This is a genomic window from Paenibacillus sp. GCM10027630, assembly GCF_042676305.1.
Taxonomy (GTDB): Bacteria; Bacillota; Bacilli; order Paenibacillales; family NBRC-103111; genus Paenibacillus_S.
Genome location: NZ_JBHTGY010000096.1, coordinates 177,914 through 195,498 on the forward strand (window position 1 = coordinate 177,914; position 17,585 = coordinate 195,498).

A 17,585-nucleotide genomic window follows, 5' to 3' on the forward strand; every position below is an offset into this window, starting at 1 on the left:
TAAATGACATCCTTGAGATAGTCTCAACGTCGGTTTACAAACAGAAAACTTAGAGCCATAAAACACATGAAATGTTTCACGTGGAACATTAAATAAGAGGAAGCTTTAGAGGTAACCCCGCTTTTCGCGGATATTTATACGGTGTTTGGAACGTTTTACGAATAACAACCAAATGTCTTGTGGAATGCTCCTCATCCGGCAGCTGGAAATGATGTGTATGTATATGTTTCCCCTTAAGCTCTTTCAAGCTATAGCTTGCTTCCTTGACCTCTTCTTGAACATCGTTCCCCTTCATTGCTATAAAACATCCATCGATGGCGGTAAAAGGTAAACAAAACTCATTAAGTACGGAAAGCTTCGCAACAGCTCTGGCCGTTACGATATCATAACTATCGCGATGCTGTGGTAAACGAGCAATGTCCTCTGCTCTGCCATGTATGCACTCCACATTCGATAGCCCTAACGTCGAAGAAAGATGATTCAAAAATTGAATTCGCTTGTTTAGGGAGTCTACAATAGTTATTTTAAGATGAGGGAAAGCAATCTTGAGCGGTATGCTAGGAAACCCAGCTCCTGAGCCTATATCCGCCAGGCTCTTCTTATCTTTCAAGGAAACAAAAAAAGAAACAGAGAGCGAGTCAAAGAAGTGTTTGACATAGACTTGCTCTCTCTCTGTAATGCCAGTCAGATTCATTTTTTCATTCCAGGATACTAACTCTTTGTAATATAATTCATATTGCAAGAGCTGCTGTTCCGATAATTCGATCTGATATGGCTTTAGCGATTCTAAAAAGTTAGTTTGTATAGGATCCATCATTGACCTCTGGCTGCTAATACTTTATTGTAATGCTCCAAATGGATAAGCAGTATGGATATATCCGCTGGAGTAACACCCGAAATACGTGTTGCCTGCCCTATTGAGATAGGACGAATTTTGGCCAACTTTTGCTTAGCTTCCATCGCAATGCCATGAATTTCTTCATAAATAATATCGTCCGGAATTTTCTTTTTCTCCATTTTACGTAAACGCTCCACTTGAATGAGCTGCTTCTCAATGTATCCGGTGTATTTGATTTGAATTTCGACCTGCTCCTTCATTTCATCCGAAAGAACATTCGGACTCGGCGAGATCCCATGAATATGCTCGTAGGATACCTCAGGTCGGCGAAGCAAGGAAATTAAATCAACGGAATTGTTAATCTCCGCACTTCCTATAGAAGCAAGCATTTCTTGAGCATCTACCGGTTTTACTTTGGTTGTTTTCAGGCGTTCGATTTCTTCGTCAACTAACCGATATTTTTCCAAAAAGCGTTCATAACGCTCCTCTTTAATTAAACCAATATCATGACCAATAGGTGTTAATCGAAGATCAGCATTGTCATGTCTCAGCAATAATCTGTATTCAGCTCGTGAAGTAAGCAGCCGATAAGGTTCATTCGTACCTTTTGTCACCAAGTCATCAATTAATACTCCAATATAACCCTCGGAACGATCCAATACTACCGCTTCATGTCCAAACACTTTTCTTGCCGCGTTAATGCCTGCCATTACACCTTGGCCTGCTGCTTCCTCATAACCTGAAGTTCCATTAATCTGTCCAGCCGTGAACAAACCGCTAACCACTTTCGTTTCCAAAGAAGGTTTAAGCTGTGTAGGAATAACCGCATCATACTCAATAGCGTAGCCTGTTCGCATCATCTCCACCTTCTCGAGCCCCGGAATGGAACGCAAAATGTTGAGCTGTACATCCTCTGGCATACTTGTGGAAAGACCTTGCACATAATATTCAGACGTATTACGTCCTTCTGGCTCCAAAAAGATTTGATGCTTTGCTTTATCAGCAAAACGTACGATTTTATCCTCGATTGACGGGCAATAACGGGGTCCTGTTCCTTCAATAGCCCCTGAGAACATTGGCGCACGATGTAAATTATCATTAATAATCTGATGGGTTTGTTCCGAAGTGTAAGTTAACCAGCACGGTAATTGATTAGGGATTTCTTCAGTTGTTTCGAAAGAGAAAAACTTCGGCTTATCATCCCCTGGTTGAATAACCGTCTTAGAGAAGTCAATCGTGTCTTTATGAACACGCGGCGGAGTACCTGTTTTGAAACGAACAAGCTCCAGCCCTTGATCTTTTAGAGATTGAGATAATTTAACAGCCGGCTGTTGATTATTAGGCCCACTTTCATACATTAATTCGCCCATAATGATTTTTCCGCGAAGATAAGTGCCGGTTGTAATAACTACAGCCTTGGCCAAATATTGAGCGCCTGTTTTGGTAACAATCCCCTTACATACGCCGTCCTCAACAATAAGTTCTTCCACTAATCCTTGACGAAGCGTCAATTTCTTTTCATTTTCCATCGTTTGCTTCATCATATGTTGGTACAGAAATTTATCAGCTTGTGCGCGAAGTGCGTGAACAGCAGGTCCTTTACCTGTATTCAGCATTCTCATTTGAATGTATGTTTTATCAATATTTCGGCCCATTTCGCCGCCCAACGCATCAATCTCACGAACAACATGGCCCTTGGCCGGTCCACCGATCGAAGGGTTACAAGGCATAAATGCAACCATGTCCAAATTAATCGTTATCATTAATGTTTCACAACCCATACGAGCTGCTGCAAGCGCTGCTTCACATCCTGCATGACCCGCACCAACAACAATGACATCATACTGCCCTGCTACATAACTCATTGACTCTACCTCCTGGGAGTTTTCAAAAGAAAACTTACTTCATAAATTTATTAAGCTATAACCTTATTTCAAAAAAAATGCCCTATATCATTATTTACCCAAACAAAACTGCGAAAAAATTTGATCAATCAACGAATCTCCAACAGAATCTCCGATAATTTCTCCAAGCTGCTCCCATGCATTGCGGATATCGATTTGAACCATATCTATAGGCACAAAATTCTCTGTTGCCGTATATGCCTCTTCAAGAGAGTTTCGAGACTTTTTTAACAAGGAGATGTGCCGTGCATTACTTACATAAGTCAGGTCATTTGATTCTACCTGACCACTGAAGAAAATACTAGCGATAGCTTTTTCCAAGTCCGTAATCCCCTGCTCTTCCAGCAGCGACATCATAACAATGCGTTCCGCAGGAAAATGGTTTTGCAAAAGGTTCAGCTCTATTCGCTGCTCCAAATCTAATTTATTTACAATGATAATGGTTTGCCTGTCCTTAAGCTGCTCGATTATTGTCATCTCATCCGGCTCAAGTGTATCCGCCCCATTGAAGACAAGAAGAATCAAATCAGCTTCGACAAGTGCATCTTTCGATTTTTGCACCCCAATCTGCTCAACCAGATCAGAGGTTTCACGTATACCTGCTGTATCCAATAGCTTTAGGGGAATGCCATTAACATTAACGAACTCCTCTATAACATCCCTCGTCGTTCCGGGAATATCGGTTACAATCGCCCGATTTTCTTGTGCCAATGTATTCAACAATGAGGATTTGCCAACATTCGGCTTACCTATAATAGCTGTAACAATACCCTCACGCAAAATCTTGCCCTGCCGCGCAGTATTAAGTAAATCATCTATTTGCCCCATAGCGGCCGAACATTTATTTTTGATAAAAGCATTGGTCATTTCTTCGACATCATGCTCCGGATAATCAATATTCACTTCTATATGTGCCATCAACTCTACTAAATCATGACGCAGCAGCTTAATTCTTTTGGACAAGGTACCTTCCGATTGCTTCATAGCAACCTGGTAAGCTCTATCCGATTTGGCCCGAATTAAATCAATAACCGCCTCAGCTTGGGATAAATCAATTCTTCCATTAAGAAAGGCACGTTTCGTAAATTCGCCGGGCTCAGCTAATCTTATCTCCTGCTGCTCCAGCAACAAATCGAGAACTTTCTTTACAGAAATAAATCCGCCATGACAGCTAATCTCTACTACATCCTCCGTAGTAAACGAACGCGGCGCTTTCATTACGGTAACCAGCACCTCATCAACACTAGCCAAGGTTTGAGGATCTTTAATATAACCATAATGTACTGTATGTGTGGAGGCTTCTTTTAATTTATCCTTACCATAGAAAATTCGATCAGCTGCCGTAACTGCGTTATCCCCGCTTATACGAATAACAGCAATTCCTCCTTCTCCCAATGGAGTGGATATAGCTGCTATGGTGTCATTTAACATAGTTGCACCTCTGTCTCTTAATCAAGTAACCAGCTCCGCCCTCCTTATAAATAAGAGGCAAGGAGCTTTATTGGAACGGCTCCAACTGAAAAATGCAATGAGTCATAACTATGACATCATTGCACCCGGAAGTTTATCTGTACACGATAACAATTCTACGGTTTGGTTCTTCACCCCTGCTAAAGGTCCGAACCATAGGATGGTCCTGCAGTTTAGCATGAATCACCTTGCGCTCATGAGAAGACATGGGCTCCAAGACAACTTCTTTTTTCGTTCGAATCACCCTATCGGCCAGCCTTGCGGCCAAATCCTCTAAGGTTTTCTTGCGCCGTTCACGGAAATGCTCAGCATCCAGAACAATACGAACATGGGAGGTCGCATAACGGTTCGCTACAATGTTAACCAGGTATTGAAGCGCATCCAAAGTTTGCCCTCTTCTACCGATCAGCATCCCCAAATCCGAACCGAATAAATGAAGCTCCAATCCGTCCTTGTCCGTTTTCTTATCAATACGTACTTCCAAGCTCATCGTTCTAAAAACATCCTGTAAAAAATAAATGGCTTCATCAACAGCATCCGGCAAAAACTCTAGCTCAACTTTCGCATCCCTAGAACCAATAAGACCAAACAACCCTCTAGAGGGCTGTTCAAGGACTACCAATTTTACCCGATCCTCCGTGGTATCCCATTGACGAAGGCCGTTTTTCACGGCCTCTTCAATTGTTTTACCCGTAACCACAATTTTTTTCATTTAGACAGGCCACCCTTATTTTGAGGTCCGTATATGAAATAAGACTGCACAATCGTGAATAGATTACTATATACCCAGTAAAGAGGAAGTGCTGCTGCAAAGTTCATAGCCATTACGAAAATCAATACGGGGAAAATGAACATCAAGTTCTGCATTTGAGGCGCCATTTGCGACGACATCATTTTTTGCTGGAAGAACGTAGTTAACGCTGCCAGTAAAGGCAGAATGTAATACGGATCCTTAGTACCCAGCTGCAACCAAAGGAAGGAATGATCGGCGATATATTGATTCCGCATGATAGCATTATACAAAGCAATCAAAATTGGCATCTGTACAATTAAAGGAAAGCAACCGGCAAGCGGATTCACACCATTCGATTGGAATATCTTCATCGTCTCTTCTTGCTGCTTTTTTGGATCATCTTTATATTTTTCTTTTAATTTCTTTATTTCAGGCTGAAGCTCCTGCATCCGTTTGGAACTTTTATATTGCTTCAACGTTAGAGGTAATATGATGAAGCGGATTATTAGAGTAACAACTAGGATGGATAAACCGTATTGTCCCCAAAGAAGCGTCGCAAACCAATCGAGAACATCAGACAATGGACCAACGAAATACTTGTCCCATACCCCATTGTTAGGATCGATCTTTGTTGTTGCCGGGGCACATCCCGCAAGCAGTAAAAAAGCAAACATAAGCGGCAAATATTTAGCTAGTCGACGCGTCAAAATGAAGTCCTCCTAATTTATCTTTTCCAATAATAAACTATACCATATCTTATAGAAAAAAAGAAATGGAACCGCTTATTTTCGGACTGATTGTGCAGCTCTCTTTAGTACATGAAAAATACTCTTTTCCATTTCAGCATAAGCCATTCCTACAACAGGCTTCCTGGCAATCAAAATTAGATCGTAACCAACCGGAAATCTCTGTGCATTCAAACGGACAATTTCCTTGACCATCCGCCTTATCCGGTTTCGGACAACAGCATTACCAAGCTTTTTGCTTACCGAAATCCCCAGGCGGAATCCCGCTTGCTGATGCCGTACATAGGAATATAGAACAAACTGGTGGTTAGCCACCGATTTGCCCCCGCGGTATACCTTATCGAAATATTCCCTTTTCGTTAGTCGATTTTTCTTCTCCACAGGCAGTTCTCTCCATATCCCGAACCGGTCAGCAAAACAATACTAGCGTGTACTAAAACAAGGCGTTTTAAAACAAACCTTTTGCTATCTATTGAAATTAGTATCAAATCATTTAAAAAACAACAAAAAAGACCACCTGTTAGTGGCCTCTTGTATTAAGCGCTCAAAACTTTTCTGCCTCTTTGACGACGAGCAGCAAGTACTTTACGACCATTTTTTGAACTCATTCTTTTACGGAAGCCGTGTACTTTTTTGCGTTTTCTTACATTCGGTTTAAACGTAGGACCCATCTATCCTGCACCTCCTTGAGGAAATTCCATTCCCGAAAATACCTCTTAACATTAAACCACCTTACGAGGAAAAAGTCAACTTGTTGTTCTTGTATGGATAAACAGTTATACCCTCCTCCTGAATGCATGTTCTTCATCAAGGTTATCCCAAGCACCGAATAAAAAATCCGATGTTATTAACAAGAAGAAACTTTCGCATCCTGTGCTCAAGTAGGATCAATTATTTTGTCAAAACATGTAGTTGTGTATAACAAAAAGTCAAAAAATCGGATAAAGTCGAAATAATAACAAAATATTAACAATATCTTGTGCTGTGTATAACAGTTACACACAATCTATGGGGAATGTGGATAAAACCCAAGATTCCATTGATTATCCATGCATATTTTGATATTATGGTTATGCTCATCCTGTGGATAGCAATAAGTACTCCACAGAATTATCAACAGGCTGTGGATATCTTTGTGAACAATTTACACTCCTATCTAATAAAGATTGTCCACAATAGCTTAACAATGTGGATATAATCCGACATAACTCGCTTTCTTTCAACAATTACCTGGCTTATGCCACATCGCTTATTTTTTAAAGGAGTGAATACTATTGTGGAAAGCCATCCCAACGAGCAATGGCAGCAAGTTCTTTCCATTATTCAAACTAGGCTAAGTAAACCAAGCTATGAAACGTGGTTTACATCCACAAGAGCCGTAATTTTTAACGATTCAAAAGTCGTCATCTGCGCCCCTAATAACTTTGCTCGAGAATGGCTGGAAAACCGATATACCAAGCTCATAAGAGACACCATACTTGATTACACAGGAAAACCAGCCGAAGTGAAATTTGTTATCGAGACCGAAGAAGAAAAAGCTGCATCAGCAACCTCCTCCCAATCGTTCCATCCTGTGAAAGCTCCGCCCACCGTTCCTGAAGAAACGTTTAGTCATATGATGAACTCCAAGTACACATTTGATACGTTTGTCATTGGTTCAGGGAATCGCTTTGCCCATGCGGCCTCGCTCGCAGTAGCAGAAGCGCCGGCCAAAGCTTATAATCCGTTGTTTTTATACGGAGGCGTGGGATTGGGCAAAACACATTTAATGCATGCTATTGGCCATTATGTGTTGGAACATAATCCGAGTGCCCGTGTGCTGTATATTTCTTCGGAGAAATTCACTAATGAGTTCATTAACGCCATCCGAGACAACCGCGGAGAAAGCTTCCGCAATAAATATCGTACTATCGATGTGCTGCTTATTGACGATATTCAGTTCCTTGCCGGAAAAGAACAAACACAGGAAGAATTTTTTCACACTTTCAACGCGCTTCACGAGGAACGCAAACAAATTATTATTTCAAGCGACCGCCCTCCCAAGGAAATTCCTACACTAGAGGAACGTCTGCGCTCAAGATTTGAATGGGGACTGATAACCGATATCCAGCCTCCTGATTTGGAAACCCGGATTGCCATTTTACGTAAAAAGGCAAAAGCCGAAAACCTGGAAGTACCCAATGAGGCCATGGTTTACATAGCCAATCAGATCGATACGAACATTCGTGAGCTTGAAGGAGCTCTTATTCGTGTCGTTGCTTATTCCTCGTTAATCAATCAAGATATAACATCGCATCTCGCAGCTGAGGCATTAAAGGATATTATTCCGAGCAGCCGACCGAAGGTCATTACGATCCAGGATATTCAGCAAAGGGTTGGCGAATTTTACGGATTGAAGCTGGAGGATTTTAAAGCACGTAAACGTACGAAGATGGTAGCCTATCCGCGGCAAATTGCCATGTATATAGCTCGTGAAATGACTGATTTTTCATTGCCCAAAATCGGTGAAGCCTTTGGCGGCCGAGATCATACAACCGTTATTCATGCTCATGAGAAAATTTCTACAGCGTTGAAGACGGATCAAGAGCTATACCGCATCGTCCAGAACTTGATGGAGAAAGTAAAAAATGTCACGATGTAAGTAGTACAAATCATGCTCCCAGCCCATCTGAATAACATTAAGCCTATGCACAAACTATTAACATGTGGATAGGCTTTCGTTTTGCACCTTTTACTCACATATCCACATATCCACTGCCCCTACTACTATTACTAATAAAAAAAGAGTATTATGAAGGGATAAATGGACATCTCCACATTTTCGAATCATAGGAGTGACAGTATGAAATTAACGATATTAAAAGAGTATTTAAATGAATCCATTCAACATGTTTCCAAAGCTATTTCTAACAAAACAACAATTCCTATATTGAGCGGGATAAAAATAGATGCCGATGCTAATGGAATGACGCTTACAGCAAGCGATACGGACATTTCCATTCAAAGCCATATTCCGAACGAAAAGAATGAAATAAGCATAATAGACTTGCAAAAACCGGGAAGCGTAGTTCTTTCATCCAAATTTTTCGTTGAAATTGTTCGTAAGCTGCCTGCTTCCAAGATTGAAATAGAGGTTAAAGACCATTTTCTGACGATTATTCGCAGCGGATCTTCTGAAATTCAATTAGTTGGCCTAGATCCGGAAGAATATCCAACTTTGCCAAGTATCGAAGAGAATAGAAGAATTCAAATGCCTAGTGATTTGCTTAAATCAATGATCAAACAAACTTCTTTTGCTGTTTCCACGAATGAATCTACACCGGTTCTAACAGGTGTTTTATGGACCGTAAATGAAGGCAATCTTAAATTCACCGCCTGTGATCGGCATCGATTAGGAAGCAGAGAAACGCAAATCGAAGTCAATGATGAGTTCCCAGTGAGTAATGTATCCATTTCAGGGAAAACTTTGAATGAATTGGCCAAAATTTTGCCGGATCAAAATACGCTGATCGATATCATTTTTGCAGAAAGCCAGGTATTATTTCAGCTTAGCTCCATCCTGTTCTATACTAGAGTTTTGGATGGAACGTATCCTGATACTTCCAAGCTGATCCCCCAGGCTTATCAAACCGAACTTGTTATTAACGCACAGCAGCTGGCTAACGCTATCGATCGGGCTTATTTGCTTTCCAGAGAAGAAAAGACCAATATAGTTAAGATGATCATGCGTGAGGATCAAACCATTGAAATTTCCTCGAGCTCCTCAGAGCTGGGGAAAGTAACCGAGCAGCTTGATGTATCCCAATTAACCGGAGAACTGCTGCGGATTTCCTTTAATTCAAAATATATGCTCGATGCCCTTAAAGTAATTGACAGCGAGCTGATTCATATAGGCTTTACCGGTGCGATGCAGCCGATTATTATCCGTCCCATGGAGGAATCCTCCACCCTGCTGCAGCTAATTCTCCCTTACCGCACAACGAATTAAATTGGGGATAGGTTCATGCGTTTGTTTATCCACATGTTAATAACTGACGAAGGAGCAAGGAAGCCCTGATGAAAACAGTAAACATCCATACGGACTATATAACTCTCGGTCAATTTTTGAAGTTGGCTGATTGTATATCCAGCGGCGGACAAGCCAAGTTTTTTTTGCAGGAAACAGAAATTCTAGTAAATGGGGAGCCGGAGAATCGCCGCGGCAAGAAGCTTGTTCATGATGATAAAGTAAGTGTTGAAGGATGCGGTGAGTTTCAAGTAGTGCGCAGCTAGAGAAATCTTTTTCTAAAGAAGAGCTCTAAGCAAGGCGTGGCCGTTTATCCTTGGCAGAGGCTGTAGGAGGAACCATTTTGCAATTGAAAAAGCTCTCTTTACAGAATTACCGAAACTACGATGAGGTTTATTTTGAATCGGGGCATATGGTCAATATTATTGTCGGTCCGAACGCACAAGGGAAAACCAACCTTCTGGAAGCGATATTTGTACTTGCACTAACCAAATCGCATCGGACGCATCAGGACAAGGAGCTCATCCAATGGAATGCTCCCCACACCCTACTGCATGCCGAAGTGGATAAAAAATATGGCTCATGTCAGCTTGATTTGACCATCTCTCAGCAAGGTAAGAAAGCAAAAATAAATGGCCTGGAGCAGCGCAAGCTAAGTAATTTTATCGGGTCTCTAAACGTTGTGATGTTTGCACCGGAGGATCTGGAAATTGTTAAGGGCTCCCCGTCCGTCCGGCGGAGGTTTCTGGATATGGAAATCGGCCAGGTCCATCCCGCTTATTTATACGATTTATCGCAGTATCAGAAAATATTGGTGCAGCGGAACAATTATTTAAAGCAGTTATTTACTACTCGAGACACAAAAGCGGCCCTTTTGGAAGTATGGAACGAACAATTGGCACAGTTTGGTGTTAAAATCATTAAAAAACGTCAAAGCTTTATAAAGAAGCTGCAAATATGGGCGGAAAAGATTCATTCAGGAATTACTGGGGGCAATGAACAGATTGAGATTCAGTATGCTTGTTCGTTCGATCAAGGAGCTGTCCAAGATGAATCTGTTTTATTTGACCAATTTATGATAAAGTTATCACATGTGAAAGAACAGGAGCTTCGGCGCGGTGTATCATTGATCGGGCCGCATCGGGATGATTTATTGTTTTTTATCAATGGCAAAGAAGTACAAACCTTCGGCTCTCAAGGGCAGCAGAGGACAACGGCACTCTCTTTAAAGCTGGCAGAAATTGAATTGATCCGTGAAGAAGTTGGCGAATACCCAATACTATTATTGGACGATGTACTGTCAGAGCTGGACCGCTCTCGGCAAACCCAACTGATTGAAACCTTTCAAAACAAGGTTCAAACCTTTATAACAACGACCGGAATCGAAAGCATCGATTTATCCAAGCTGGAAAATGCTTCTGTCATTCATGTGCAGAATGGAAGCTTAACTTAAAGTCTCACGTAATAAGGAGATGGCCAACTATGTTCATCCATTTAGGCGGAGAAAAAATTATTCGTGCATCCGAGCTTGTTGCCATATTTGACTTGTCTATTGAAAAATCTTCCAAAATATCAAAGCAATTTATCAGCTATGCCAATAAAGAGAAGAAGGTTGAAGTGATCGGCGAAGAAGAATGCAAATCGCTTGTTGTCACACAATCTAAGGTATACTACTCTCCAATTTCCTCCATGACCTTGAAGAAACGGGCGCATCAATTGTTAACGAACTAGATTTTACCTTGGAAAAGTGGGTGTCAGAATGTCTGCGAATCAAAATACGTATGATGAAAACCAGATACAGGTGCTCGAAGGTCTCGAAGCCGTTAGAAAACGTCCGGGGATGTACATCGGATCTACAAGCGCCAGAGGTCTTCATCACCTTGTTTGGGAAGTTGTCGATAATAGTATTGACGAGGCTTTGGCCGGTTATTGCACAAAAATTGAAGTCATCATTCACCGTGATAACAGCATAACGGTTATAGATAACGGACGTGGTATTCCGGTTGGTGAGCATCCTAAGCTGAAGCGCTCCACATTGGAAGTCGTGCTTACGGTTCTGCATGCAGGCGGAAAATTTGGCGGGGACGATTCAGGCTACAAGGTTTCCGGTGGTTTGCATGGTGTTGGTATTTCTGTAGTGAATGCGCTGTCCAAAAAGTTAATCGTTCAGGTTAAACGCGAGGGCAAAGTGCATGAACAAGAATATCAAAGAGGTGTGCCGCAATACGACCTTAAGGTGCTTGGCGAAACGGAACAATCAGGGACCAAGACTACCTTCTGGCCGGATGATGAGATTTTTAAAGAAACAACAGAATATGATTACGATACGTTGCAATCCCGAATCCGGGAGCTTGCATTTCTTAATAAGGGTATTGAAATAACTTTGACTGATGAGCGGACAGATGTGTCCAATTCATTCATATACGAAGGGGGTATTATCTCCTTTGTTGAATATTTGAACCGTAACCGGGAGCCTGTGCATCAGCCGATCTTTACGGAAGGCTCTAAAGATAATATTCAAGTCGAAATTGCTATTCAGTACAATGATGGCTACACGGAGAATATATATTCCTTTGCCAATAATATAAATACCCATGAGGGCGGTACTCATGAATCGGGCTTCAAGAGCGCGCTGACGCGCATAATGAATGATTATGCCCGTAAACATAATGCAATCAAAGAAAGTGACTCTAACTTATCTGGAGATGATGTGCGGGAAGGCTTAATCGCGATCATTTCTGTTAAGATTCCAGAACCGCAATTCGAAGGGCAGACGAAAACGAAGCTTGGAAACAGCGAGGTTCGGGGTATTGTAGAATCGTTATTCTCTGAGAAGCTGATGGAATTCCTCGATGAGAATCCGGCTGTTGCTAAGAAGATTGTCGAGAAAGGCGTCCAGGCAGCGCGTGCCAGAGAGGCAGCGCGTAAAGCCCGGGAACTGACAAGACGTAAAAGTGCGCTTGAAGTTAGTGCCCTGCCTGGTAAGCTTGCCGACTGCTCCTCCAAGGATGCTTCGATCAGCGAAGTGTATATCGTTGAAGGTGACTCCGCGGGTGGTTCAGCCAAACAAGGGCGAGACCGCCATTTCCAAGCTATTTTGCCCATTCGGGGTAAAATATTGAACGTTGAGAAAGCGCGGCTTGATAAAATTTTATCCAGTACTGAGATTCGGGCTATTATTACAGCCTTGGGTACTGGTATTGGTGATGATTTTGATATAGCCAAGGCTCGTTATCACAAAGTTATTATTATGACTGATGCTGACGTTGACGGAGCTCATATTCGTACATTGCTGCTTACCTTCTTTTACAGATATATGCGTAGACTTATAGAGGTCGGATATATATATATTGCTCAGCCTCCATTATTCAAACTGGAGCGTAATAAGACGATTCGTTATGCTTACAACGAAAAACAAAGAGAACTTGTGATGCAAGAATTTGGTGAAGGCGTCAAAGTTAACGTGCAGCGTTATAAAGGTCTTGGAGAGATGAATCCGGGCCAATTGTGGGAAACAACTATGGACCCCGAAAGTCGTACAATGCTGCAGGTTAGTATTCAGGATGCGATCGATGCAGATACCTTGTTTGATACATTAATGGGTGAGAACGTAGAACCACGTAGAGAGTTTATCCAGCAGCATGCGAAATATGTGAAGAATTTGGATATCTAACGAGTCTAATCTGAACTTTCCTACGGAAAGTTCAGACCAGGCTTATAAGTTAGTTTTGCCTTGGCGAAGCTTAGCACGCGACTTATGGAATCAACGTTTCTACGGAAAGTTCAGATTATGTTTACGAAGTTAGTTTTGCTAAAGCAAAACTAGTAGGAGGTCAACAATGTCGGAAGAACAGCACTCACAAATAAAAGATATCGATATAGGCACGGAGATGCGTACTTCCTTTATGGATTATGCGATGAGCATTATCGTAAGCCGAGCTTTGCCCGATGTCAGGGACGGGCTTAAACCCGTACATCGCCGTATTTTATTTGCAATGTCCGAGCTTGGCATGTCTCCGGACAAGCCACATAAGAAATCTGCGAGAATCGTTGGAGAAGTTATAGGTAAATATCACCCGCATGGTGATAGTGCCGTATATGAGACCATGGTACGTATGGCGCAGGATTTCTCTTTGAGATATATGCTTGTAGACGGTCACGGGAATTTCGGTTCCATTGATGGTGATATGGCGGCGGCTATGCGTTATACCGAAGCGCGTTTATCGAAGATCGCGATGGAGCTTCTACGTGACATCAATAAAGAAACGATTGATTTTATTCCTAACTATGACGGTGAGGAACATGAACCGGCTGTGCTGCCTGCCCGGTTTCCCAATCTGTTGGTGAACGGCAGTTCTGGTATTGCAGTAGGGATGGCAACCAATATTCCTCCCCATAACTTAAAAGAAGTTATCGATGGAGTACATCAGCTGATTGAAAATCCGGATGTAACTCCAATGGAGCTTATGCAATCCATCAAAGGGCCGGATTTCCCAACAGCCGGCTATATTCTGGGACGTGAAGGTATCAAGCAAGCTTATAATACCGGTCGTGGATCAGTCACGATGAGAGCGAGAGCTACCATTGAAGAAAATAACAATAAGGCTCGTATTATCGTTCATGAGCTGCCTTATCAAGTAAACAAAGCCCGTCTCATTGAGAAAATTGCCGAGCTTGTTCGCGAGAAGAAAATCGACGGAATTACCGATTTGCGCGATGAGTCGGATCGCAACGGGATGCGTATTGTTATCGAAATGCGTCGTGATGTTAATCCTAATGTTGTTTTAAACAATTTATATAAGCATACTGCGATGCAATCGAATTTTGGGATTATTATGCTTGCCTTAGTGAATGGTGAGCCTAAGGTATTGAACCTGAAAGAAATGCTGTTCCATTACCTGGAGCATCAGAAAGTAGTTATTCGCCGGCGTACGGAATTTGAACTTCGTAAGGCAGAAGCAAGAGCGCATATTCTCGAAGGCTTGCGGATTGCTTTGGATCATCTGGACGAGGTTATTGCATTAATTCGTGCTTCGCAAACAACGGAAGAAGCCCGTGAAGGTTTAATCAATCAGTTTTCTTTAAGCTTCGATCAAGCTCAAGCTATACTGGATATGCGTTTGCAACGGTTAACTGGTTTAGAGCGTGAGAAAATTGAGCAAGAATACGCTGAGCTTATGAAAAAGATTGCTGAATATAAAGCCATTTTGGCTGATGAGAAGTTGGTCCTCGCTATTATTAGCCAGGAACTGAATGAAGTTAAAGAGAAATTTGGCGATGAGCGCCGTTCTGAAATTACAATTGGTATGGAGAGCATCGAGGATGAAGATCTGATTCCTCAGGAAGATGTAATCATCACTATTACGCATACCGGCTATATCAAAAGGCTACCTGTTACCACTTATCGCAGTCAAAAGCGTGGGGGTAAAGGTGTTATCGGTATGGACACGAAGGACAAGGATTTTGTTGAGCACTTGTTCGTGACGAACACTCACCATTTCCTACTCTTCTTTACGAACAAGGGAAAAGTGTATCGTCTTAAGGCTTATGAGATTCCTGACCTTAGCCGTACAGCACGTGGTACCCCAATTATCAATTTGATACAGATTGAACAGGGCGAGACGATTAATGCTGTTATCCCAGTGGAAGGTTTTGAATCTGAACAGGAGCTGTTCTTTGCCACCAAGAATGGCTTAGTTAAGAAGACCGCACTTAATGATTATGGGAACATCCGTAAAGGCGGCTTAATTGCAATTACGCTTCGTGAGGACGACGATTTGATTGGCGTTAAGCTGACTGATGGCAACCAAACGATTATTATGGGTACCAAGCAAGGAATTTCGATTCATTTCCCTGAGAAGGAAGTACGTTCAATGGGACGTTCCGCTACGGGAGTGAAAGGAATTAACATTGGCGAAGACGATGCTGTTATCGATATGGACGTTGTTCAAGAAGACAGCAGTGTATTGATTGTAACGTCCAAAGGCTTCGGAAAAAGAACACCGGTATCGGAATACCGGATTCAATCACGTGGCGGCAAAGGGATTAAAACCTTGAACGTTACTCCGAAGAATGGACCTGTAGTAGGATTAAAAATTGTCAGCGATGACGAGGACTTGATGATTATTACAGGACTAGGCACCATCATCCGGACTAGTATGTCGGGGATTTCCATGATGGGACGCTACACTCAAGGGGTTAAGCTTATTAACATCAAAGATGAAGATGAAGTAGCCACAGTTGCAAGAGTGGAAAAGAGTGAAGAGCCTGCCGAAGATCAAGACGGTGAGGAAATTGTTGAATCTACAGATTCCGAATAATAAATAAATAGGACTTTTTTCACAGAAACAGTAAGAATGGGGGTTACATCCCCATTCTTTTTCGTTTAAAATAAAGATGTGATAAGAAAGAAAGTAAGGTGAGGGAATTTACATGGCGACAATTTCCGTTTCCCAGTTAAAAGGCGGCGAGAAAATAAACGATAACGTGCAAACAAAGCATGGGAATATCCTATTTCCAAAGGGCCGAGTCGTTATTGATAAAGATATCGAGATTTTAAAGGCATTTCTCATCCCTTCCATATCCATCGAATCCAAAGCAAATGAGCAAGAGAATACAGCTGAAGCTATCATTGAAGAGCCGAGCAACTCCATTCTTCCATTTTTCGAACAATATGATAAAATGCTGGTGCTGCTGCGAAAGGTTTTTATTTCAGTAGGTGGAAGTAACTTTCCCATCCTGGAAGTTAGGACCCAGTTAGAGGCGCTAATAAAACATATTGATCAATATCAAATTTTAACTTTTAGTCCAAAGTCCTATCAATTAACTGATTTTCTACTTCACAATAGTATTATGGTTAGCTTAACCTCCTATACTTTGGCCAAATGGCACGGACTTCCTACTAAAGATTTAATGCCAGTTGCTTTAAGTGGTCTCCTACATGATATTGGTAATGCAAAGGTTGATTCGGGAATTTTGTACAAACCCAACAAGCTTACTCCTGATGAGTTGGAAGAAATGAAACAGCATACGGTTATAGGCTACAATCTTTTAAAAAGTGTTGCAGCTATTAACGAGGGTGTGAAGCTATCAGCTATACAGCATCATGAACGTGAAGATGGCTCTGGGTATCCTTATGGAATTAAAGGAGATAAAATTCATCTTTATTCCAAAATAGTCGCTATTGCCGATATGTTCCATGCTATGACCTCTGACCGTTATCATAAAAAGGCAGCTTCTCGCTATCAGGTGTTGGACCAGCTCTTTACCGAATCCTTTGGCAAGCTGGATCCTGTTATGGTGCAAACCTTTATACAAAAGGTAACTCAGTTCCATAATGGAGTGTTGGTTAAATTAAGCGATGGCCGTATTGGTGAAATCGTGTTTTCAGATCGTGCTAATCCTACTCGCCCTTGGGTTAATGTGAATGGACAAATTATTAATTTATCTATTCAACGTAACCTACATATTCAAGAAGTTATACAAAAATAATCTAACATAATTTATACTTGACTCTGTTAGGCGATATGTGATAAATTAATCTTCGCTGCTTTTGCGGCGGAGGTTTTTTATTTGATTGGAAAGTATAGATTATACTTACTCTAGATTAACCTCGACTTGCCTATTCTCAGGTTCGAGTAGACAGCTTCTACTGTCTAAAGAATTACTTGAAAAAAAAGCTTGCAATGTAGTAGGCGAATGTGTTATATTATAAAAGTCGCCGCTAAACAAGTTGGCACAAAACGACAAAGAGGAAAGTCAGCAATGACGTGGCTTTGTCAACAATTGCCCTTTGAAAACTGAACAACGAGTGAGTGTTAAAATAGAGAATGTAAATTCTCGCTAGCATTACTTTTGAGCTTAAGACAAGCTTGCGTTAAACGGTCTT

Annotated in this window: 15 protein-coding genes; 8 read left to right on the plus strand and 7 right to left on the minus strand. The window is 41.6% G+C overall.

Annotated elements, in window-relative coordinates; all coding sequences use genetic code 11:
- Positions 1-88 precede the first annotated feature (88 nt).
- The 7 genes from rsmG to rpmH form a co-directional block, all read right to left on the minus strand.
- Positions 89-814: a 16S rRNA (guanine(527)-N(7))-methyltransferase RsmG gene (gene rsmG / locus ACFQ0C_RS36480; RefSeq protein WP_379374505.1), complete on the minus strand. Its 726-nt coding sequence runs from the start codon at positions 812-814 to the stop codon at positions 89-91.
- Positions 814-2,703, minus strand: coding sequence for a tRNA uridine-5-carboxymethylaminomethyl(34) synthesis enzyme MnmG (gene mnmG, locus ACFQ0C_RS36485; protein WP_379374483.1), 1,890 nt, complete (start codon positions 2,701-2,703; stop codon positions 814-816). The genes rsmG and mnmG overlap by 1 nt, the downstream gene beginning before the upstream one ends.
- Positions 2,704-2,793: 90 nt before the next feature.
- A complete protein-coding gene (mnmE, locus tag ACFQ0C_RS36490; protein WP_379374485.1) occupies positions 2,794-4,173 on the minus strand; it encodes a tRNA uridine-5-carboxymethylaminomethyl(34) synthesis GTPase MnmE in 1,380 nt (459 codons plus the stop codon).
- Positions 4,174-4,306: 133 nt separating this feature from the next.
- The gene (jag, locus tag ACFQ0C_RS36495; RefSeq protein ID WP_258218268.1) at positions 4,307-4,924 is read right to left on the minus strand and encodes an RNA-binding cell elongation regulator Jag/EloR; all 618 of its coding nucleotides are present in this window, start codon (positions 4,922-4,924) and stop codon (positions 4,307-4,309) included.
- Positions 4,921-5,652 carry a membrane protein insertase YidC gene (gene yidC, locus ACFQ0C_RS36500; protein WP_258218269.1) on the minus strand — a complete coding sequence of 244 codons (732 nt, stop codon included), beginning with the start codon at positions 5,650-5,652 and terminating at the stop codon, positions 4,921-4,923. The genes jag and yidC overlap by 4 nt, the downstream gene beginning before the upstream one ends.
- A 75-nt stretch (positions 5,653-5,727) precedes the next feature.
- Positions 5,728-6,072, minus strand: a complete 345-nt coding sequence (gene rnpA / locus ACFQ0C_RS36505) for a ribonuclease P protein component (protein ID WP_258218270.1) — start codon at positions 6,070-6,072, stop codon at positions 5,728-5,730.
- A gap of 155 nt (positions 6,073-6,227) precedes the next feature.
- Positions 6,228-6,362: a 50S ribosomal protein L34 gene (gene rpmH, locus ACFQ0C_RS36510; protein WP_171652965.1), complete on the minus strand. Its 135-nt coding sequence runs from the start codon at positions 6,360-6,362 to the stop codon at positions 6,228-6,230.
- Between the two features lie 605 nt (positions 6,363-6,967).
- Here rpmH and dnaA point away from each other — a divergent pair.
- From dnaA to ACFQ0C_RS36550, 8 genes are all read left to right on the plus strand, one after another.
- Positions 6,968-8,332 (plus strand): chromosomal replication initiator protein DnaA, encoded by a 1,365-nt coding sequence (gene dnaA / locus ACFQ0C_RS36515; RefSeq protein WP_379374489.1) that lies wholly within the window; start codon positions 6,968-6,970, stop codon positions 8,330-8,332.
- Between the two features lie 201 nt (positions 8,333-8,533).
- A complete protein-coding gene (gene dnaN, locus ACFQ0C_RS36520) occupies positions 8,534-9,679 on the plus strand; it encodes a DNA polymerase III subunit beta (RefSeq protein WP_258218272.1) in 1,146 nt (381 codons plus the stop codon).
- Between the two features lie 68 nt (positions 9,680-9,747).
- On the plus strand, positions 9,748-9,963 hold the full coding sequence (gene yaaA, locus ACFQ0C_RS36525) for a S4 domain-containing protein YaaA (RefSeq protein WP_308862438.1): 216 nt from the start codon (positions 9,748-9,750) through the stop codon (positions 9,961-9,963).
- Positions 9,964-10,040: 77 nt separating this feature from the next.
- Positions 10,041-11,150, plus strand: coding sequence for a DNA replication/repair protein RecF (recF, locus tag ACFQ0C_RS36530; RefSeq protein ID WP_379374492.1), 1,110 nt, complete (start codon positions 10,041-10,043; stop codon positions 11,148-11,150).
- A 29-nt stretch (positions 11,151-11,179) separates the two neighbouring features.
- Positions 11,180-11,428 carry an extracellular matrix regulator RemB gene (gene remB, locus ACFQ0C_RS36535; RefSeq protein ID WP_171652969.1) on the plus strand — a complete coding sequence of 83 codons (249 nt, stop codon included), beginning with the start codon at positions 11,180-11,182 and terminating at the stop codon, positions 11,426-11,428.
- A 28-nt stretch (positions 11,429-11,456) separates the two neighbouring features.
- Positions 11,457-13,370 (plus strand): DNA topoisomerase (ATP-hydrolyzing) subunit B, encoded by a 1,914-nt coding sequence (gene gyrB, locus ACFQ0C_RS36540; RefSeq protein ID WP_379374494.1) that lies wholly within the window; start codon positions 11,457-11,459, stop codon positions 13,368-13,370.
- 166 nt (positions 13,371-13,536) lie between these two features.
- Positions 13,537-16,017, plus strand: a complete 2,481-nt coding sequence (gene gyrA / locus ACFQ0C_RS36545) for a DNA gyrase subunit A (RefSeq protein WP_379374496.1) — start codon at positions 13,537-13,539, stop codon at positions 16,015-16,017.
- A 112-nt stretch (positions 16,018-16,129) separates the two neighbouring features.
- A complete protein-coding gene (locus ACFQ0C_RS36550; RefSeq protein WP_379374498.1) occupies positions 16,130-17,188 on the plus strand; it encodes an HD-GYP domain-containing protein in 1,059 nt (352 codons plus the stop codon).
- Positions 17,189-17,585 lie beyond the last annotated feature (397 nt).